This window comes from Pseudomonas sp. AK-TSAG1-1 (genome assembly GCF_056821665.1).
Genome location: NZ_CM165965.1, coordinates 5,153,302 through 5,170,478 on the forward strand (window position 1 = coordinate 5,153,302; position 17,177 = coordinate 5,170,478).

Here is a 17,177-nt window from a genome sequence, read left to right on the forward strand (position 1 = left end):
GCAGCACGGATAGCTGCGCTCGGAAGTTAAAGTAATTTGTTAAGAGTAAGATTTTTTCGGTATTACAAAAGCGCTTCTGCTGTTGATTGAAGCAAGGTGGGAAATGGCTATTACTGCATTTGCCGCTGCCGAACTTTAGCGCAGGCCTGCCGATAATACACAGCCCTGATGCCTTTGATTCAAGCAGGGAAAGAAAAAGGTGGAGAGTCGATCTGTAAGCCGGGTTCTGTCTTGAACAGTCATTCGTCTACGATGGCCATCACTGGACATCTTTAGCAACCTACCCGGTCCCAGCGCGGGCCACGCCTTGGGACCCTATTTGGTCTTGCTCCAAGTGGGGTTTACCTAGCCACGAACTGTTGCCAGACGTGCGGTGCGCTCTTACCGCACCTTTTCACCCTTACCGGCGCCGAAGCGCTTAGGCGGTTATTTTCTGTGGCACTTTCCGTAGGCTCACGCCTCCCAGGCATTACCTGGCACTTCGCCCTATGGAGCCCGGACTTTCCTCCCCCCCCTAATTTTCATAGAGGGCAGCGACTGTCCGATCGACTCTCCGCCGCGCAGGTTAACGGCAGAGCGCCCGAAGAACAAGCGCTAATAGCCGCGAAACCTGTCTGCGCGACGGGTTACTCGCCCTTCTGCTGGTCCAGCGCAACCTGATACAGCACGTTTTTGCGCTCACCGGTGATTTGCGCGGCCAGCGCTGCTGCACGCTTGAGCGGCATCTCTTCCAGCAACAGATTGAGGATGCGCATCGCCTCGCTGCTGACGGCGTCTTCGGACTCCGGCGCCGACCATCCCGCCACCAGCACCACACACTCGCCACGCTGCTGATTACTGTCGGACTCCACAAATGCCCGCAGCTCGGCCAACGGCAACCCCTTAAGCGTTTCGAAGGTCTTGGTGATTTCCCGGGCCAGCAAGGCCTGACGCTCGCCACCGAACACCGCTTCCATATCCTGCAGGCATTCGAGAATGCGATGCGGAGCCTCGTAGAAAATCAACGTGCGCGGCTCTTCTTTAACCGCTTCCAGGCGCGCCTTGCGCCCCACCGACTTGGCCGGCAGAAACCCTTCAAAAATGAAGCGATCCGATGGCAGCCCCGCCGCCGACAGCGCCGCGATCAACGCGCAGGCACCTGGCACCGGCACCACATTGATCCCCGCCGCCCGCGCCTGACGCACCAGGTGATACCCCGGATCGGAAATCAGCGGCGTACCGGCATCGGAAATCAGCGCGACGTTATCACCCGCCAGCAAACGGGTAATAAAGCGGCTACCTTCATCTCGTTCGTTGTGTTCATGGCACGCTGCCAATGGCGTGGCAATGCCGAAGTGCTGCATCAACCGCGCCGAGTGGCGCGTGTCCTCAGCGGCGATCAGTGCCACTTCACGCAGGATTTTCAGGGCCCGGGCGCTGATGTCGTCCAGGTTGCCGATGGGCGTCGCCACCACATAAAGCGAGCCAGCAGCGGAATTCAAAGGACCTGGAGCAGTCAAAGCGCACACCTCATGATCGGTAAAAGTCGGCATTGTAACGCGTCACGAGGCTTGCGATGCTTTCCGGACAACGCCGGTTTTGCGCGTCTTTGTGCAACGCCGCAACATTTGCTTCAGCTAAATTGACGGTTTCACGCCAGTAACATCGCGCCCCGGCCAGCGCTTGGGTACAATTCCACGCTAATTTGATCGAGTATCAGGAACACTTACATGATCGCTTGCCTGCGGCTGTTCACTGCCCTCTGCCTCGCTGCCTTGCTGGCGGCCTGCGCCAGCTCTCCCTCTTCCAGCCTTGGCGAACTTCCACGGACCCCGGATGCCAGCATCGAGCAACTGCTCGAACAGGCTACCCAGGCCAAGACCCCGGAAAAAGCGGCCCTGCTGCGCCTGAGCGCGGCAGACCTGGCTTATCGCCAGGGCAACGCCGGCCAGTCCGCGCAGATCCTGCAACAAGTGCCAATGGAGCAACTGAAGCCGGGCCAGCAGATCTTTGCCAGCACCCTGTCCGCCGAACTGGCCATGACCCGCAACCAGCCAAAAGCTGCGCTGACCGCTCTGAGCCATCCTAGCCTGCAACATCTGAGCGAGATGCCAGAAGACCAGCAGGTGCGTACCGGCACCGTGCACGCCCGCGCCCTGGAAGCCGACGGTCAGACACTGGCTGCCGCTCGCGAACGCATCTTCATTGCACCGATGCTCAAAGGTGAAGCTGCCAGCAAGAACCACGAAGCAATCTGGACCCTGATCGCCTCGCTGCCGACTGATCAACTGCAACCCAATACCTCCGACGATCTCGGGGGCTGGATGGGCCTGGCTCTGGCAGTCAAAACCGCCGGTACCCTGGAGCAGCAGCAAGCCGCGATCGATGCCTGGCGCGCGCAGAATCCAAAGCACCCGGCCGCGATCAACCTGCCGTTGCCGCTGACCAAACTCAAGGAACTGGCCAGCCAGCCCCTGAGCAAGATCGCGCTGCTGCTGCCGCAGGACGGCCCTCTGGCTGCCGTCGGCAAGGCACTGCGTGAAGGTTTCATGGCGGCGCACTACCAGGCCCAACAAGCCGGACAGAAGCCACCAGCCATCGAGTTCTATGACAGCTCGAAACTGACTTCGATGGACGAGTTCTACCGCAAGGCCCAGGCCGACGGCGTGCAACTGGTGGTCGGTCCGCTGGAGAAGCCACTGGTCAAACAACTGAGCACTCGCCCGCAACTGCCGATCACCACCCTCGCGCTAAACTACAGCGAAGGCGATCAAGGCCCGGCGCAACTGTTCCAGTTCGGTCTGGCCGCTGAAGACGAAGCCCGCGAAGTCTCGCGCCGTGCCCGTGCCGACGGCCTGCACCGCGCCGCAATCATGGTGCCGAAAGGCGAATGGGGCGAGCGCGTACTGCGAGCGTTCAGCCAGGACTGGCAGGCCAACGGCGGCAGCATCGTCGCCACCGAACGCGTTGATCAGCCAGTGCAACTGGCTCAGCAGATCGCCGACATGTTCCAGCTGCGTCAAAGCGAAGCCCGCGCCAAGAGCCTGCAGAACGCTGCCGGCACCAACGTCGCTGCACAGCCTTCGCGTCGTCAGGACATCGAATTCATCTTCCTCGCCGCCACCCCGCAACAGGCGCAGCAGATCAAGCCGACCCTGAACTTCCAGTACGCCGGTGACGTTCCGGTCTACGCCACCTCCCACGTCTACAGCGCCAGCGGCGACGTGAATCAGTACAACGACATGAACGGCATTCGCTTCTGCGAAACTCCGTGGCTGCTGGAGACCAGCGATCCGCTGCGTCAGCAAGTGGTCGCACAGTGGCCGCAAGCTGCCGGCAGCCTCGGCCGCCTGTACGCGATGGGTGTGGATGCCTATCGCCTGGCACCGCGCCTGGGTCAACTCAAAGCCCTGCCGGACAGCCGTATCGAAGGCGAATCGGGCAGCCTCGGCATGACCCAGACTCAGCGCGTTGTGCGCCAGCTGCCTTGGGCGCAGTTCGTCAGCGGTCAGGTTCAGCGCCTGCCGGACACCCCGCGCTGATGCCCGACAGCTCGCACCTGCAAAGCGGTAAAGATGCCGAGCGCCAAGCGCTCGAGCATCTGCAACACCAGGGTCTGCGCCTGCTGGCGCAGAACTGGTCATGCAAACGCGGCGAGCTTGATCTGGTCATGCTTGATGGCGATACAGTAGTATTCGTTGAAGTCCGCTACAGAAAAAATACTCAATGGGGTGGCGCGCTCGCTAGTATCGATGAGCGCAAACGGCAGAAACTGATTTTTGCCGCGCAGTATTTTCTTCAGCGCGAGTCACGCTGGGCCGATTCCCCTTGCCGCTTCGACGTGGTGGCCATCGACAGGCACCCGGATCAGTTGAACTGGTTGCAGAATGCGTTCGATGGTTGATTCTCTGCACACCACCCCGGACACTTTCACCGACAATTTTTGCTCTTTGCTTTGCGGGCTGCACATTCACGTGCCGAACAGCCGCGCCACTTAAGGTCACACAGATGGACATGCAATCCCGAATTCGCCAGCTTTTCCAGGCCAGTATCGACACCAAGCAACAGGCGATGGACGTACTTGCACCGCACATCGAGCAAGCCAGCCAGATCATGGTCAACGCCCTGCTCAACGAAGGCAAAATGCTTTCGTGCGGCAACGGCGGCTCGGCCGGCGACGCCCAGCATTTCTCCTCCGAACTGCTCAACCGCTTCGAGCGTGAACGCCCGAGCCTGCCGGCGATCGCCCTGACCACCGACAGCTCGACGATCACCTCGATCGCCAACGACTACAGCTACAACGAAGTGTTCTCCAAGCAGATCCGCGCACTCGGTCAGCCCGGCGATGTATTGCTGGCTATTTCGACCAGCGGTAACTCGGCAAACATTATTCAAGCGATTCAGGCCGCACATGATCGCGAAATGGTTGTCGTAGCATTGACTGGCCGCGACGGCGGCGGCATGGCATCACTGCTGTTGCCTGAAGACGTCGAAATCCGTGTACCGGCTCATGTCACCGCACGAATTCAAGAAGTCCATCTGCTGGCGATCCATTGCCTATGCGATTTGATCGACAGCCAATTGTTCGGGAGTGAAGAATGACCCCTAATCGCCTTGGCCTGCTGGCCGTGACCCTGTGCCTGGCCATCAGCGGCTGCACCTCGGTGGTGAGCGCCAGCCGTGAAGCGCCGATTGACGATGATCGCGGCACCCGCACCTTCGGCAGCAAGATCGATGACTCGCTGATCGAGACCAAGGTCGGCGTCAACGTGAACAAAGCCGACCCCGCACTGGACAAGGACTCGCACATCGTCGTCACCAGCTTCAACGGCGTCGTATTGCTGGCCGGACAAACACCCAGCGCAGACTTGAAGGCCAAGGCTGAACAAGCCGCTGCCGCCGTCCAGCGTGTGAAAACCGTTCACAACGAGTTGCAGGTCATACCACCGTCCGGCTTTCTGGCTCGCCAGAACGACACTTGGCTGACCTCCAAGATCAAGACCCAGATGCTCACCGATCCAAACATCCCTGGCTCGCGCATCAAAGTCGTGACCGAGAACGGCATCGTCTATCTGCTGGGCCTGCTGACCAAACAGGAAGCCACGCAAGCAACCAACCTGGTGCAAGGCGTTTCCGGCGTGCAAAAGATCGTCAAGCTGTTCGAATACATCGACTGACGCCCAATACGCAGACACAAAAAAGGCGATCCATCCGGATCGCCTTTTTTATTACTTCACCACTTTCAGGCTTGGCCGGCCACTCGGGCGCGGCGGCTCGCTGTCCGGCGGCGGCAAATCGTCATCCGGCTCGATATCGTCTTCGTCATCCATCGGCGACTCGAGATCGAACACCATGCCCTGACCGTTCTCCCGGGCGTAGATACCCAGGATCGCACTGATCGGCACGTACAGGCTGTGCGGGACACCACCGAAGCGACCTTCAAAGGTCACCACGTCGTTGTCCATGTGCAGATGCCGCACGGCGCTGGGCGAGATGTTCAGGACAATCTGCCCGTCACTGGCGAAACCCTGCGGCACTTGCACCGCCGGGTATTCAGAATTGACCAGCATGTGCGGGGTGCAATCGTTATCCACAATCCACTCGTAGAGCGCGCGGACCAGATAAGGTCGACTGGAGTTCATAGCGGCTCCTTAAGCCTTAGCGCATATCGCGTTCGACACCAGACAGACTCGCCTGGAAAGCCTCACGCGCAAACGAGCGCTCCATATAATCAAGCAGCGGCTTGGCCGGCCGCGGCAGTTCAATACCCAGAATCGGCAAACGCCAGAGTATTGGCAATAGGCAGCAATCCACCAGACTTTGTTCCTCACTGAGGAAAAACGGCTTGTCGGCAAACAGCGGCGACACGCCCGTCAGGCTTTCACGCAATTCCTTGCGCGCCACGACACGCGCGGCCTCCTTGCTTTTCGGATCCAGAATCAGATCCACAAGACCACACCAGTCGCGCTGAATACGGTGAATCAGCAGACGGCTGTTGGCACGCGCCACCGGGTAAACCGGCATCAGTGGCGGATGCGGGTAACGCTCATCCAGATATTCCATCACCACGGTCGACTCCCACAACGCCAGGTCGCGATCGACCAGCGTCGGGAGACTGCCGTAAGGGTTCACCTCAATCAGTTTAGGCGGCTGGCGACCAGCTTCCACGTAAATGATTTCGGCGCTGACACCCTTCTCTGCAAGCACGATGCGCACTCGGTGGGAATAGTGGTCGGCGGGGTCGGAGTAACAGGCCAACCGATTGGTCACGCCCATGGCGATCCTCCTCGCTTGTTGAAATTATCGGAACCGGAAAAACGCGCGCGCCCAGAGGGCGCCTCCCGCAACACCTGGCTGACCAGACGTTGCGTTATCGGAGGCGCCCTTGGGCGCGCGCGATTAACAGCAATGCTTGAAGCGTATCAGTGCACGTCTTTCCAGTATTCACGCTTGAGCAGGTAGGCGAACACAAAGAAGAACGCCAGGTACAGCAAGACGTAAGTACCGATGCGCTGATGTTGCAGCTTAACCGGGTTAGCCGAGTAAGCCAGGAAGGTTACCAGATTCTTGACCTTCTCATCGAACTGCTCTTCGTTCAGAGCACCGGTTTTCGGCACGATGGTCAACTGATCGCACGCTTCATGGGTCAGCGGCGTACCGGTCAGCGGATCATATTGCTTCTTGCCGTCTTCGACGATCTGTACCTGCTTGCAGCCAACCACCTGGCGACCTTGCAGGCCGACCAGCACGTTAGGCATGCCGACGTTCGGGAAGACCTTGTTGTTCACGCCCCAAGGACGTGCAGGATCTTCGTAGAACGAGCGCAGGTAACCGTAGAGCCAGTCAGTGCCGCGCACACGCGCCACCAGGGTCAGGTCCGGCGGCGCAGCACCGAACCAGGTCTTGGCATCCGCCGGCTGCATGCCGATGTTCATGTGGTCGCCAATCTTGGCACCGGTGAACACCAGTTTATCGAGCATCATTTCGTGGGGGACGCCGAGGTCATCGGCAACCCGCTCGTAACGCTGGAACTTGGCACTGTGGCAACCCATGCAATAGTTGGCAAAGGTACGCGCACCATCTTGCAGGGCAGCCTTGTCGGACACGTCGATATCGACTTTTTCCAGCTCCGGACCACCATGTTCGGCGGCGAAAGACAGCACAGGCAAAGCAGCAAAAATCAGAGCAAAAAATAACTTTTTCATCAGCCAGTCACCCTTTCCGGAACCGGTTTGGTCTTCTCGAGCCTGGTGTAGAACGGCATCAGAATGAAGTAGGCGAAGTACAGGAAGGTGCAGATCTGCGACACCAACGTACGCTCCGGAGTCGGGGCCAGTACGCCCAGAATGCCGAGGATCACGAACGCGATGCAGAACACCACCAGCCAGATTTTGCTCATCCAGCCCTTGTAGCGCATCGATTTGACCGGACTGCGATCAAGCCATGGCAGCACGAACAGCAGAGCAATCGAGGCTCCCATGGCGATAACGCCCATGAGTTTGTCCGGGATCGCACGCAAGATCGCGTAGAACGGCGTGAAGTACCAGACCGGCGCAATGTGCTCAGGCGTCTTGAACGGGTTGGCTTGCTCGAAGTTCGGTTTTTCGAGGAAGTAGCCGCCCATTTCCGGGAAGAAGAACACGATGAAGCAGAAGATGAACAGGAAGACCACCACGCCGACGATGTCTTTCACGGTGTAGTACGGGTGGAAGGCAATGCCGTCCAGCGGAATACCGTTTTCGTCTTTATGCTTCTTGATATCGACGCCGTCAGGGTTGTTCGAACCGACTTCGTGCAGCGCCAGAATGTGCAGCACCACCAGACCGAGAATCACGATCGGCAGGGCTACCACGTGCAGGGCAAAGAAGCGGTTGAGGGTGATCCCGGAGATCAGGTAGTCACCACGAATCCACTGGGTCAGGTCGTTGCCGATGACCGGAATCGCACCGAACAGCGAGATGATCACCTGGGCACCCCAGTAGGACATCTGGCCCCACGGCAGCAGATAACCCATGAACGCTTCAGCCATCAGCGCGAGGTAGATCAGCATGCCGAAGACCCACACCAGCTCACGAGGCTTCTGGTACGAACCGTAGAGCAGACCACGGAACATGTGCAGATAAACCACGATGAAGAACGCCGAAGCGCCGGTGGAGTGCAACAGACGCAGGATCGAGCCGTACTCGACATCGCGCATGATGTATTCAACGGAAGCAAATGCCTCTTCTGCCGACGGGGTGTAGCTCATCGTCAGCCAGACACCGGTGACAATCTGGTTGACCAGCACCAGCAGCGCCAACGAACCGAAGAAATAGAAGAAGTTGAAGTTTTTTGGAGCGTAATACTTGCTGAGATGGTCTTCCCACATTTTGGTGGCGGGGAAGCGTGCATCAACCCAATCCATGAACTTGCTCATCACGCTTTCTCCGTATCGACGCCAATGACAATCAGGTCATCGGTCTCATAGGAATGCGGGGGAACTGGCAGGTTCAAAGGCGCAGGTTGCGACTTGTAGACACGGCCAGCCAGATCGTAGTGGGAACCGTGGCAAGGGCAGAAATAGCCACCGACCCAGTCTTTACCCAGATCCGCAGGCGCCACTTCGGGACGGAAGGTTGGTGAGCAACCCAGGTGAGTGCAGATCCCGATCAGCAGCAGAATTTCCGGCTTGATCGAACGCACTTCGGGGTCGACATAGGTAGGTTGCGTGGAGTTTTTGGAAGTCGGATCGGAGAGTTGGCCCTCGATCTTCTTGAGATTCCCCAGGATTTCCGCAGTACGGCGGACAATGAACACCGGCTGGCCGCGCCACTCGGCAATCATCTGCTGTCCTGGCTCGATCTTGCTGACATTCACTTTCACCGGTGCACCGGCGGCTTTCGCCTTGGCACTGGGAAACCATGACCCCACGAACGGGACCGCAGCCCCCACCGCTCCTGCAGCACCCACCACGGATGTGGCTGCTACCAAGAAGCGACGCCGGCCTGCATTCACGCCGTCATTGCTCATTCAGTCCTCTCCCATCAGCTTTGTGGCCTGTTAAATCAGGCATCTACTAAATAAATCAATGTTACTTATAAAAATTTTGCCGAGATGGTAATGAAAAGCCCCAATTCTGACAAGGGAATTACCCGGGGCTCCCACCCTCAAGCCTTGTAGTATAGGGGGTCTACGAATGTGGCAAGTTGTCACAGCGCAATTCTTTAATAAATCGCAGGCATAAAAAAACGCCCGGTTCCGTGAGGAATCGGGCGTTCTTTTTTGAACGTGGAAACGAATTAACGCTTCGAGTACTGCGGACGCTTACGCGCTTTACGCAGACCAACTTTCTTACGTTCAACTTCACGGGCGTCGCGGGTAACGAAGCCAGCTTTGCGCAGAGCGCTACGCAGGGTTTCGTCGTAGTCCATCAGAGCGCGAGTGATGCCGTGGCGGATTGCGCCAGCTTGACCACTTACACCACCGCCGATCACGGTGACGTAGATGTCGAATTTCTCGACAGTCTCGGTCAGCTCCAGCGGCTGACGAACTACCATGCGGGCAGTTTCGCGGCCGAAGAAGTTATCCAGCGAACGGTTGTTGATGGAGATGTTACCAGTACCCGGACGCAGGAAAACGCGTGCGGTTGCGGTCTTGCGACGGCCAGTGCCGTAATTTTGAGTCGCCGACATAATGAACTATTCCGTTAAATCTTCAGTTCTTGGGGCTGCTGAGCAGTATGAGGGTGTGCAGCGCCCGCATAGACTTTCAGCTTACGGTACATGTCACGACCCAGCGGGTTTTTAGGCAGCATGCCTTTAACCGCGGTCTCGATCACGCGCTCAGGGGCTTTAGCGATCAGCTTTTCAAAGTTGATCGACTTGATGCCGCCCGGGAAACCGGAGTGGGAGTAGTACATTTTGTCAGTGGTTTTAGCACCGGTTACACGGATCTGCTCGGCGTTGATTACGACGATGTAGTCGCCGGTGTCAACGTGAGGAGTGTACTCAGGCTTGTGCTTGCCACGCAGACGGCTCGCGATTTCGGTGGCCAGACGACCCAGGGTCTGACCAGCAGCGTCGACGACAAACCAGTCGCGCTTTACTGTTTCTGGTTTAGCAGTAAAAGTTTTCATTCTTTATAGCCTCAGGGGCCGCCCTGTAAATTAGACGGCGGATCTTACTGAATAGTGCGTACTTTGACAAGTCAAAGGCAGCCGGATACAGACGCTTTCGGGGGCTCGGGTCGGCGCGTCCGTTCAACGGCAAGATTCTTCGGCGGCGGCGCATCACTTCCACTGCAGAAAGAGGTCGGCAATTATGCAGATTGCGAAAAAATTTTCAACCTGCTTTTATGATTGTTTTGCCCAAGGAGCACCCGATGGACTATCGCCAGCTAGGCCGTACCGACCTGAACGTGAGTGCAATCTGCCTCGGCACCATGACCTGGGGCGAGCAAAACACTGAAGCTGAAGCCTTCGCGCAGATCGAGCGGGCCAAAGAGGCCGGGATCAATTTCATCGACACCGCCGAGATGTACCCGGTGCCGCCGAAAGCCGAAACCTATGCCACCACCGAGCGCTACATCGGCAATTACTTCAAGAGCCGTGGCGACCGCGCCGACTGGATCCTCGCCAGCAAGATCGCCGGCCCCGGCAACACCATCGACTACATCCGTGACAAAAACCTGCGCCACAATCGCCAGCACATCACCGCAGCGGTGGACGCCAGCCTCAAGCGCCTGCAGACCGATTACATCGACCTCTATCAATTGCACTGGCCGGAGCGCAGCACCAACTTCTTCGGCCAACTGGGTTACAAACACAAGATCGAAGCCAACCTGACGCCGCTCGAAGACACCCTTGAAGCTCTCGACGAGCAGGTCAAGGCCGGCAAGATCCGCCACATCGGCCTGTCCAACGAGACGCCATGGGGCACCATGCGTTTCCTCGCCCTGGCTGAGGCCCGGGGCTGGCCGCGTGCGGTGTCGATCCAGAACCCGTACAACCTGCTCAATCGCAGCTTCGAGATCGGCCTGGCGGAAATCGCCATCCGCGAACAGTGCGGCCTGCTCGCCTATTCGCCGCTGGCGTTCGGTTTCCTGTCAGGCAAGTACGAAGGTGGCGCCCGCCCACCGAAAGGCCGCCTGAGCCTCTACAGCCGCTTCAGCCGCTATTTCAACGCACAATCGGAAGCCGCTTGCAGCCGTTATGTGGCCCTGGCCCGCGAGCATGGGCTGGACCCGGCGCAAATGGCCCTGGCGTTCGTCACTCAACAACCGTTCGTCACCAGCAACATCATTGGCGCGACGACGCTTGAGCAACTGAACAGCAACATTGCCAGTTTCGATCTGAAGCTTTCCGACGAAGTGCTGGCCGGGATTGAGGCGATTCACCAGGATCATCCGAATCCGGCGCCTTGATCGACCGCTAAAAGCTTCGCGAGCAGGCTCGCTCCCACAGGTACAGTGATCCATTGTGGGAGCGAGCCTGCTCGCGAAGAGGCCCGCCAAGACAACGAAGATCAGAGCGACCGCGCAATGATCTCCTTCATGATTTCATTGGTGCCGGCGTAAATCCGCTGCACCCGCGCATCCGCCCACGCCCGGGCGACCGGGTATTCCCACATGAAGCCGTAGCCGCCATGCAACTGCACGCACTCGTCGAGCACCTTGCATTGCAGGTCGGTGCCCCAGTATTTGGCCATCGCCGCCGTCGGCACATCGAGCTTGCCTTGCAGGTGCAGCTCCAGGCATTTATCGACGAAGACCCGGCCGATCTGAATTTCGGTAGCCATCTCCGCCAACTTGAAGCGCGTGTTCTGGAAGTCGGCGATCGCCTTGCCGAATGCCTTGCGATCACGGGTGTAATCGAGCGTCCACTTCAGCGCAGCCTCGGCTGAAGCCAGACCACCGATCGCCACGGTCAGGCGCTCCTGCGGCAGTTCCTGCATCAGGTAGGCAAACCCTGCCCCGGCCTGCCCCAAGAGGTTTTCCTTCGGCACGCGTACGTCCTGGAAGAACAATTCCGACGTGTCCTGGGCCTTCATTCCGACCTTTTCCAGGCGCTTGCCCTTCTCGAAGCCCGGCGTATTTGCCTCTACCACAAACAAGCTGGTGCCCTTGGCGCCGGCCTTCGGATCGGTCTTGGCGACGACGATGACCAGGTCAGCCAGGAAACCGTTGGTGATGAAGGTCTTGGAACCGTTGATCACGTACTCGTCGCCGTCCAGCACTGCGGTGGTCTTGACCCCTTGCAGATCGGAGCCGGCGCCCGGCTCGGTCATGGCGATGGCACTGACCATCTCGCCCGAGACCAGTTTCGGCAGGTACTTGTGCTTCAGTGCCTCGCTTCCGTAATGCAGGATGTACGGCGCCACAATGTCCGAGTGCAGCGAAAAACCGATGCCGGTCAGACCAAGACGACCGACTTCTTCGATCACCACTGCGCTGTACAGAAAGTCCGCACCCAGGCCGCCGTACTCTTCCGGCAGATGCGAGCAGAGCATCCCCGCCTCCCCTGCCTTGTTCCACAGCTTGCGGTCGATATGGCCTTGTTTCTCCCATTGCGCATGGAACGGCACGGCCTCTTTTTCGAGGAAGGTTCGTACGCTGTCACGGAACAATTCGTGCTCGGAGCTGAACAAGGTTCTGGGGATCATGCGGCACCTTTCTTTCTTGTTGGAGGGATGTGTTCCTCAGAGACTAAGCCCCACTTCCGATACAGGACACTGGACACATCCGACAAAAAATAAGACGATCCAGCCGTCTGGTGACCACTTTCCCTTATAAAAACAAAACAAAAGTTGAATTATGTCCAAGCAAGTCTCCACGCCCTTGCGGCGCGTCAGCATCCTGGCAATCGACCGGGTTTTCGCATCCACTCTCATGCAAGCCAAGGATTTCTTCCATCTGGCCAGCCTGCGTTATGGCAAACAGCTGGGCCACGGCCTGACACCGGCGTTCGAAACCCGCCTGGTCAGCCCCGACGGCAAACCGGTGAACAGCTTCAGTGACGTGGTGATGCCGGTGGACGGCGGCCTGGAAAACGCCGATGTCATCATCCTCCCGGCCTTCTGGGACGATTTCGAAACGCTGTGCGGGCGTTATCCACAGATCCTGCCATGGCTGCGCGAACAGCATGCCCGCGGCGCCGTCCTGTGCGGTGAAGCCACCGGCGTCTTCTGGCTGGCCGAGGCCGGGCTGCTAAATGGCAAGGAAGCGACCACCTACTGGCGCTTCTTCAATGCCTTCGCCGAGCGTTTCCCCAAGGTGTACCTGAATCAGGACAAGCACCTGACCGACGCCGACAATCTGTATTGCGCCGGCGGCACAACGTCAGCGTGCGACCTCTATATCTACCTGATCGAACGCTTCTGCGGCGCCAACGTGGCGCAGGCCGTGGCTCGCGACATCCTTTATGAAGTGCAACGCAGCTACTCGCCGGGGCGCATCGGTTTCGGCGGCCAGAAGCTGCATCAGGACGTGATCATCCTGCAGATCCAGCACTGGCTCGAAGAGCACTTCGCCGACAAGTTCCGCTTCGAAGACGTGGCGCGCGAGCATGGCATGAGCATCCGCAACTTCATGCGTCGCTTCCAGACCGCCACCGGCGACAAGCCGCTGCACTATCTGCAGCGCCTGCGCATCGAGACCGCCAAGGGCCTGTTGTCCGGCAGCCGCAAGAGCATCAAGACCATCAGTTATGAGGTCGGCTACGACGATGCAAGTTTCTTTGCGCGGCTGTTCCGTCAGCACACCGAACTGTCGCCGAACCAGTACCGGCAGCAGTTCCAGCAGGCAGCTTAACCTTCGGCTATACGAAGATCTCCTGTGGGAGCAGGCTTGCTCGCGAAGACGGCGCATCAGTCGACATTCATGTTGAATGACACACCGTTTTCGCGAGCAAGCCCGCTCCCACAGAGGGGTTTGTGGTGAATCCGAGGGATCTTCAGCACATAAAAAAGGCCTGCATCAGCAGGCCTTTTTCATATTCGAAATCTGTTTAAGGCTTGTGTGCCCGCGACAGGAATTCGTGCGATTGCATCTCCAGCAGACGGCTGAGCGTACGCTGGAACTCGAACGTCAGGCGTCCGCCGGTGTACAGGTCTTTCAACTCGACTTCGGCAGAAATGATCAGCTTGACGTTACGGTCGTAGAACTCGTCCACCATGTTGATGAAGCGCCGGGCGATGTCGTCGGTGGTGACGCTCATCTGCTCGACACCGCTGAGCAGCACGGCGTGGAAGATCTTGCCCAGTTCGATGTAGTCGTTCTGGCTGCGAGGGCCGTCGCACAGTTCGCGGAAGTCGAACCAGGCCACGTCATCGCAGGTGCGCAGGGCACGGATTTCGCGATTCTCGATGATCAGCACATCGTTTTCGACCGCTGCGGTGCACTCTGGCGTCAGCGCGCGGAAGCTCTTGCGCAGGCTTTCATGAGCGGCTTCGTCCAGCGGATAGTGGAACAGCTCCGCTTGTTCGAGGTGGCGCAGTCGGTAGTCGACACCGCTGTCGACGTTGACGATTTCGGTGTTCTGCTTGATCAGCGCGATCGCCGGCAGGAAGCGCGCACGTTGCAGACCGTCCTTGTACAGGCCGTCCGGAACGATGTTCGAGGTCGCGACCAGAGTCACGCCGTTCTTGAACAGCTCTTCCATCAGCGTACCGAGGATCATCGCATCGGTGATGTCGGAGACGAAGAATTCATCGAAGCAGATCACTCGCGACTCGGTCGCAAAGCGCTTGGCGATGATGGTCAGCGGGTTTTTCTCGCCACCGAGGGTTTTCATCTCTTCGTGCACACGCTTCATGAAGCGGTGGAAGTGGGTGCGGGTCTTTTCCTTGAACGGCAGCGCTTCGAAGAAGGTGTCGACCAGGTAAGTCTTGCCGCGGCCCACGCCGCCCCAGAAATACAGACCCTTGACCGGCGTCTGATCCTTCTTGCCGAACAGCTTGCTCAGCAGGCCCGGCTTGTTCTGGTCAGCGGCGATCAGATCTTCGTACAGGCGCTGCAAATGACGAACAGCAGTTTCCTGCGCGGCGTCATGGAAGAAGTCCGGGCGTTTCAGATCAGCTTGGTATCGTTCTAGGGGCGTCATAATTCGTTAGCAAGGCAACAAAAACGGGCCGTCACTGTAGCGACGGCCCGTAGGAATGGCAATCAGCCCTTGGTCGGGCCGCGCCGCGGATTAGTCCTGAACCGGGGTCAGCGCAACGCGCAGGGCCTCGATGGCCGCGTCCCGCGCAGCCGCATCAGCGAAGGCCGGGCTGTCGCCGACGCACTCGCCTTCCAGCCATACGCTGAAGCTCAGGTCTTCATTGCGCACATCCAGAGGCTGGCCGGATTGCAGTTGCTTGGTCACCTGACCTGCGGTTTTGCCGTCGGCGAAGTTGCGCGACAGCAGCAGTTGCTCGCCATCGGCCGCCAGCAGACGGAAACGGAAGCTGCCATCATCTTCACGGAAGCTGACGAAGCGTGCAGCTTTCGCGGCTTTCTTCTTGGTGGTCGCCGCCACTTGCACCTGATTGACGAACGAACGCAGGCCGACCGCTTCACGCAGTTCGTTGAGGAACGGCGTCGCCACGGCACGGGCCTTTTTCGCGCCGTGTTGCAGGATGTCTTCCAGATCAGCCGGGCGCTCGATCAGTTGGTGATAACGCTCACGGGACTCGCCCAGTTCGTTATCCAGCAACTGGAACAGACGATTCTTCGCCTCGCCCCAACCCAGGCCGCCGAGCAGTTCGCTGCGGAACTCGTCAGCCTGTGCCGGCGTGGCGAACGCCTGGAACAGAGTGAACAGGTGCGAGTTGTCCGGATCTTTCGCTTCGCCTGGCGCGCGGGAGTCGGTAACGATACGGGAGATCGCGTCCTTCATCTCTTTGGCGCTGGAGAACAGCGGGATGGTGTTGTCGTAGCTCTTCGACATCTTGCGCCCGTCGAGGCCTGGCAATGTCGCCACGCTTTCCTCGATCAGCGCTTCGGGCATGGTGAAGAACTCTTTGCCCTGGCCGAACAGATGGTTGAAGCGCTGGCCGATGTCACGGGCCATTTCCACGTGCTGGATCTGGTCACGACCGACCGGCACCTTGTGCGCGTTGAACATGAGGATGTCCGCCGCCATCAGCACCGGGTAGCTGTAGAGACCCATGGTGATGCCGGCATCCGGGTCTTCACCGGTCTCGACGTTCTTGTCCACCGAAGCCTTGTAGGCATGCGCGCGGTTGAGCAGGCCCTTGGCCGCGACGCAGGTCAGCAGCCAGGTCAGCTCGGGGATTTCCGGGATGTCGGACTGACGATAGAACGTCACGCGGTCGACATCCAGGCCACCGGCCAGCCAGGTCGCGGCGATTTCCAGACGCGAGCGCTGGATGCGCAGCGGGTCATCGCATTTGATCAGGGCGTGGTAGTCGGCCAGGAAGTAGAACGAATCGGCATTGCTGTCGCGGCTGGCGAGAATCGCCGGGCGAATGGCCCCGGCGTAGTTGCCCAGGTGCGGCGTGCCGGTGGTGGTGATGCCGGTAAGGATTCGGGTACGGTTCGTCATGGGTAATCGCTTGTCAGACTGCAATCAATTCGAGAGACGCGGCAGGATCAGATCCTTGAGATCGGTCAGCTTGCCATGAAAAAAGTGTCCGCATTCTGCCACTTTCAGCAGCTCATGGGGGCGCTGGAGTCGTTCCGACCAGTCGTAGACCAACTGCGGATCGATCACTTCGTCGGTTTCCGGCTGGATCACGGTCAGCTCGCCGTGCTGCGGCAGCTGATCCTGATCGCCCAGGCGCATCACCGCCGGCGCCACCATGAACAGGTGCTTGAGCAGCACGCCCTGCGCTTCGAGACGACCGCCGAGACTTGCCGCAACAAATCCACCGAAAGAGAAACCGAACAGGGTCAGCGGCAGATCAGGATGTTTCTCGCGCAGCCACGCGGCGGCGGCCTGAGCATCGTCGACTTCACCGCTGCCCATGTCGTGTGCGCCTTCGCTGGCACCCACGCCACGGTAATTGAAACGCAGGGTGATCAGCCCTGCGTCACGCGCGGTGCGCTGCAGGGTCGAGACGACCTTGTTGAGCATGGTGCCGCCCTGCACCGGGTTCGGGTGGCAGATCAACGCGATGCCGCGTGGCTGCTCATTATCCAGGTACAGTGCTTCAATCTGGCCGACTGGGCCGGCAATCACTACAGGGGTTTCACGCATCAGCAAGGAAGGAACTCCGTGA

At 59.0% G+C, this 17,177-nt stretch carries 18 protein-coding genes and 1 other RNA gene; 6 read left to right on the forward strand and 13 right to left on the reverse strand.

Features of this window, described 5'->3' with window-relative positions; translation table 11 throughout:
• Nucleotides 1–199: 199 nt before the first annotated feature.
• Nucleotides 200–553: RNase P RNA component class A (gene rnpB, locus AC1UK9_RS23230), an RNA gene on the reverse strand.
• A 73-nt stretch (nt 554–626) separates the two neighbouring features.
• Nucleotides 627–1,532, reverse strand: coding sequence for a 16S rRNA (cytidine(1402)-2'-O)-methyltransferase (gene rsmI / locus AC1UK9_RS23235; protein ID WP_473013547.1), 906 nt, complete (start codon nt 1,530–1,532; stop codon nt 627–629).
• Nucleotides 1,533–1,709: 177 nt separating this feature from the next.
• Here rsmI and AC1UK9_RS23240 point away from each other — a divergent pair, with 177 nt between their 5' ends.
• The 4 genes from AC1UK9_RS23240 (at nt 1,710) to AC1UK9_RS23255 (ending at nt 5,156) form a co-directional block, all read left to right on the forward strand.
• Entirely contained in the window at nt 1,710–3,521 is a 1,812-nt protein-coding gene (locus AC1UK9_RS23240) for a penicillin-binding protein activator (protein WP_025109295.1), read from the forward strand.
• Complete coding sequence (locus tag AC1UK9_RS23245) at nt 3,521–3,883, forward strand: YraN family protein (RefSeq protein ID WP_025109296.1); 363 nt, start codon at nt 3,521–3,523, stop codon at nt 3,881–3,883. The genes AC1UK9_RS23240 and AC1UK9_RS23245 overlap by 1 nt, the downstream gene beginning before the upstream one ends.
• Before the next feature lie 104 nt (nt 3,884–3,987).
• On the forward strand, nt 3,988–4,581 hold the full coding sequence (locus AC1UK9_RS23250) for a phosphoheptose isomerase (RefSeq protein WP_025109297.1): 594 nt from the start codon (nt 3,988–3,990) through the stop codon (nt 4,579–4,581).
• Complete coding sequence (locus AC1UK9_RS23255; RefSeq protein ID WP_025109298.1) at nt 4,578–5,156, forward strand: BON domain-containing protein; 579 nt, start codon at nt 4,578–4,580, stop codon at nt 5,154–5,156. The genes AC1UK9_RS23250 and AC1UK9_RS23255 overlap by 4 nt, the downstream gene beginning before the upstream one ends.
• A 51-nt stretch (nt 5,157–5,207) precedes the next feature.
• Here AC1UK9_RS23255 and AC1UK9_RS23260 read toward each other — a convergent pair whose 3' ends face one another.
• The 7 genes from AC1UK9_RS23260 to rplM form a co-directional block, all read right to left on the reverse strand.
• Entirely contained in the window at nt 5,208–5,621 is a 414-nt protein-coding gene (locus AC1UK9_RS23260; protein WP_003228047.1) for a ClpXP protease specificity-enhancing factor, read from the reverse strand.
• 16 nt (nt 5,622–5,637) lie between these two features.
• Complete coding sequence (locus AC1UK9_RS23265; RefSeq protein ID WP_007917025.1) at nt 5,638–6,255, reverse strand: glutathione S-transferase N-terminal domain-containing protein; 618 nt, start codon at nt 6,253–6,255, stop codon at nt 5,638–5,640.
• Nucleotides 6,256–6,401: 146 nt separating this feature from the next.
• On the reverse strand, nt 6,402–7,184 hold the full coding sequence (locus AC1UK9_RS23270) for a cytochrome c1 (RefSeq protein WP_025109299.1): 783 nt from the start codon (nt 7,182–7,184) through the stop codon (nt 6,402–6,404).
• On the reverse strand, nt 7,184–8,395 hold the full coding sequence (locus AC1UK9_RS23275) for a cytochrome b (protein WP_025109300.1): 1,212 nt from the start codon (nt 8,393–8,395) through the stop codon (nt 7,184–7,186). The genes AC1UK9_RS23270 and AC1UK9_RS23275 overlap by 1 nt, the downstream gene beginning before the upstream one ends.
• Nucleotides 8,395–8,988 carry a ubiquinol-cytochrome c reductase iron-sulfur subunit gene (gene petA, locus AC1UK9_RS23280; protein ID WP_003228055.1) on the reverse strand — a complete coding sequence of 198 codons (594 nt, stop codon included), beginning with the start codon at nt 8,986–8,988 and terminating at the stop codon, nt 8,395–8,397. The genes AC1UK9_RS23275 and petA overlap by 1 nt, the downstream gene beginning before the upstream one ends.
• Nucleotides 8,989–9,257: 269 nt before the next feature.
• Nucleotides 9,258–9,650 (reverse strand): 30S ribosomal protein S9, encoded by a 393-nt coding sequence (rpsI, locus tag AC1UK9_RS23285; RefSeq protein ID WP_003228056.1) that lies wholly within the window; start codon nt 9,648–9,650, stop codon nt 9,258–9,260.
• Between the two features lie 14 nt (nt 9,651–9,664).
• Nucleotides 9,665–10,093, reverse strand: coding sequence for a 50S ribosomal protein L13 (gene rplM, locus AC1UK9_RS23290; protein ID WP_003228062.1), 429 nt, complete (start codon nt 10,091–10,093; stop codon nt 9,665–9,667).
• Between the two features lie 245 nt (nt 10,094–10,338).
• Between rplM and AC1UK9_RS23295 the strand changes: the two genes are divergently transcribed.
• On the forward strand, nt 10,339–11,379 hold the full coding sequence (locus AC1UK9_RS23295; RefSeq protein WP_482578585.1) for an NADP(H)-dependent aldo-keto reductase: 1,041 nt from the start codon (nt 10,339–10,341) through the stop codon (nt 11,377–11,379).
• A 101-nt stretch (nt 11,380–11,480) separates the two neighbouring features.
• On the opposite strand, the gene AC1UK9_RS23300 is transcribed toward AC1UK9_RS23295, so the two are convergent.
• On the reverse strand, nt 11,481–12,617 hold the full coding sequence (locus tag AC1UK9_RS23300; protein ID WP_003228064.1) for an acyl-CoA dehydrogenase family protein: 1,137 nt from the start codon (nt 12,615–12,617) through the stop codon (nt 11,481–11,483).
• Between the two features lie 250 nt (nt 12,618–12,867).
• Here AC1UK9_RS23300 and AC1UK9_RS23305 point away from each other — a divergent pair, with 250 nt between their 5' ends.
• Nucleotides 12,868–13,764: a GlxA family transcriptional regulator gene (locus AC1UK9_RS23305; protein WP_473016030.1), complete on the forward strand. Its 897-nt coding sequence runs from the start codon at nt 12,868–12,870 to the stop codon at nt 13,762–13,764.
• 196 nt (nt 13,765–13,960) lie between these two features.
• On the opposite strand, the gene zapE is transcribed toward AC1UK9_RS23305, so the two are convergent.
• From zapE to AC1UK9_RS23320, 3 genes are all read right to left on the reverse strand, one after another.
• Nucleotides 13,961–15,055 carry a cell division protein ZapE gene (gene zapE / locus AC1UK9_RS23310; RefSeq protein ID WP_025109303.1) on the reverse strand — a complete coding sequence of 365 codons (1,095 nt, stop codon included), beginning with the start codon at nt 15,053–15,055 and terminating at the stop codon, nt 13,961–13,963.
• 90 nt (nt 15,056–15,145) lie between these two features.
• Nucleotides 15,146–16,501, reverse strand: a complete 1,356-nt coding sequence (locus AC1UK9_RS23315) for a tryptophan--tRNA ligase (RefSeq protein WP_025109304.1) — start codon at nt 16,499–16,501, stop codon at nt 15,146–15,148.
• 24 nt (nt 16,502–16,525) lie between these two features.
• Nucleotides 16,526–17,155, reverse strand: a complete 630-nt coding sequence (locus AC1UK9_RS23320) for an alpha/beta hydrolase (RefSeq protein WP_482578588.1) — start codon at nt 17,153–17,155, stop codon at nt 16,526–16,528.
• Nucleotides 17,156–17,177: the final 22 nt, after the last annotated feature.

Bases quoted from the DNA above. Each gene is read 5' to 3' on its own strand.
- AC1UK9_RS23265 (WP_007917025.1), bottom strand. From the start codon at position 6,255: ATGGGCGTGACCAATCGGTTGGCCTGTTACTCCGACCCCGCCGACCAC.
- rpsI (WP_003228056.1), bottom strand. From the start codon at position 9,650: ATGTCGGCGACTCAAAATTACGGCACTGGCCGTCGCAAGACCGCAACC.
- rplM (WP_003228062.1), bottom strand. From the start codon at position 10,093: ATGAAAACTTTTACTGCTAAACCAGAAACAGTAAAGCGCGACTGGTTT.
- AC1UK9_RS23320 (WP_482578588.1), bottom strand. From the start codon at position 17,155: ATGCGTGAAACCCCTGTAGTGATTGCCGGCCCAGTCGGCCAGATTGAA.
- AC1UK9_RS23250 (WP_025109297.1), top strand. From the start codon at position 3,988: ATGGACATGCAATCCCGAATTCGCCAGCTTTTCCAGGCCAGTATCGAC.
- rsmI (WP_473013547.1), bottom strand. From the start codon at position 1,532: ATGCCGACTTTTACCGATCATGAGGTGTGCGCTTTGACTGCTCCAGGT.
- AC1UK9_RS23245 (WP_025109296.1), top strand. From the start codon at position 3,521: ATGCCCGACAGCTCGCACCTGCAAAGCGGTAAAGATGCCGAGCGCCAA.
- AC1UK9_RS23300 (WP_003228064.1), bottom strand. From the start codon at position 12,617: ATGATCCCCAGAACCTTGTTCAGCTCCGAGCACGAATTGTTCCGTGAC.
- AC1UK9_RS23295 (WP_482578585.1), top strand. From the start codon at position 10,339: ATGGACTATCGCCAGCTAGGCCGTACCGACCTGAACGTGAGTGCAATC.
- AC1UK9_RS23270 (WP_025109299.1), bottom strand. From the start codon at position 7,184: ATGAAAAAGTTATTTTTTGCTCTGATTTTTGCTGCTTTGCCTGTGCTG.
- AC1UK9_RS23240 (WP_025109295.1), top strand. From the start codon at position 1,710: ATGATCGCTTGCCTGCGGCTGTTCACTGCCCTCTGCCTCGCTGCCTTG.
- AC1UK9_RS23260 (WP_003228047.1), bottom strand. From the start codon at position 5,621: ATGAACTCCAGTCGACCTTATCTGGTCCGCGCGCTCTACGAGTGGATT.
- AC1UK9_RS23315 (WP_025109304.1), bottom strand. From the start codon at position 16,501: ATGACGAACCGTACCCGAATCCTTACCGGCATCACCACCACCGGCACG.
- AC1UK9_RS23255 (WP_025109298.1), top strand. From the start codon at position 4,578: ATGACCCCTAATCGCCTTGGCCTGCTGGCCGTGACCCTGTGCCTGGCC.
- zapE (WP_025109303.1), bottom strand. From the start codon at position 15,055: ATGACGCCCCTAGAACGATACCAAGCTGATCTGAAACGCCCGGACTTC.
- AC1UK9_RS23275 (WP_025109300.1), bottom strand. From the start codon at position 8,395: ATGAGCAAGTTCATGGATTGGGTTGATGCACGCTTCCCCGCCACCAAA.
- petA (WP_003228055.1), bottom strand. From the start codon at position 8,988: ATGAGCAATGACGGCGTGAATGCAGGCCGGCGTCGCTTCTTGGTAGCA.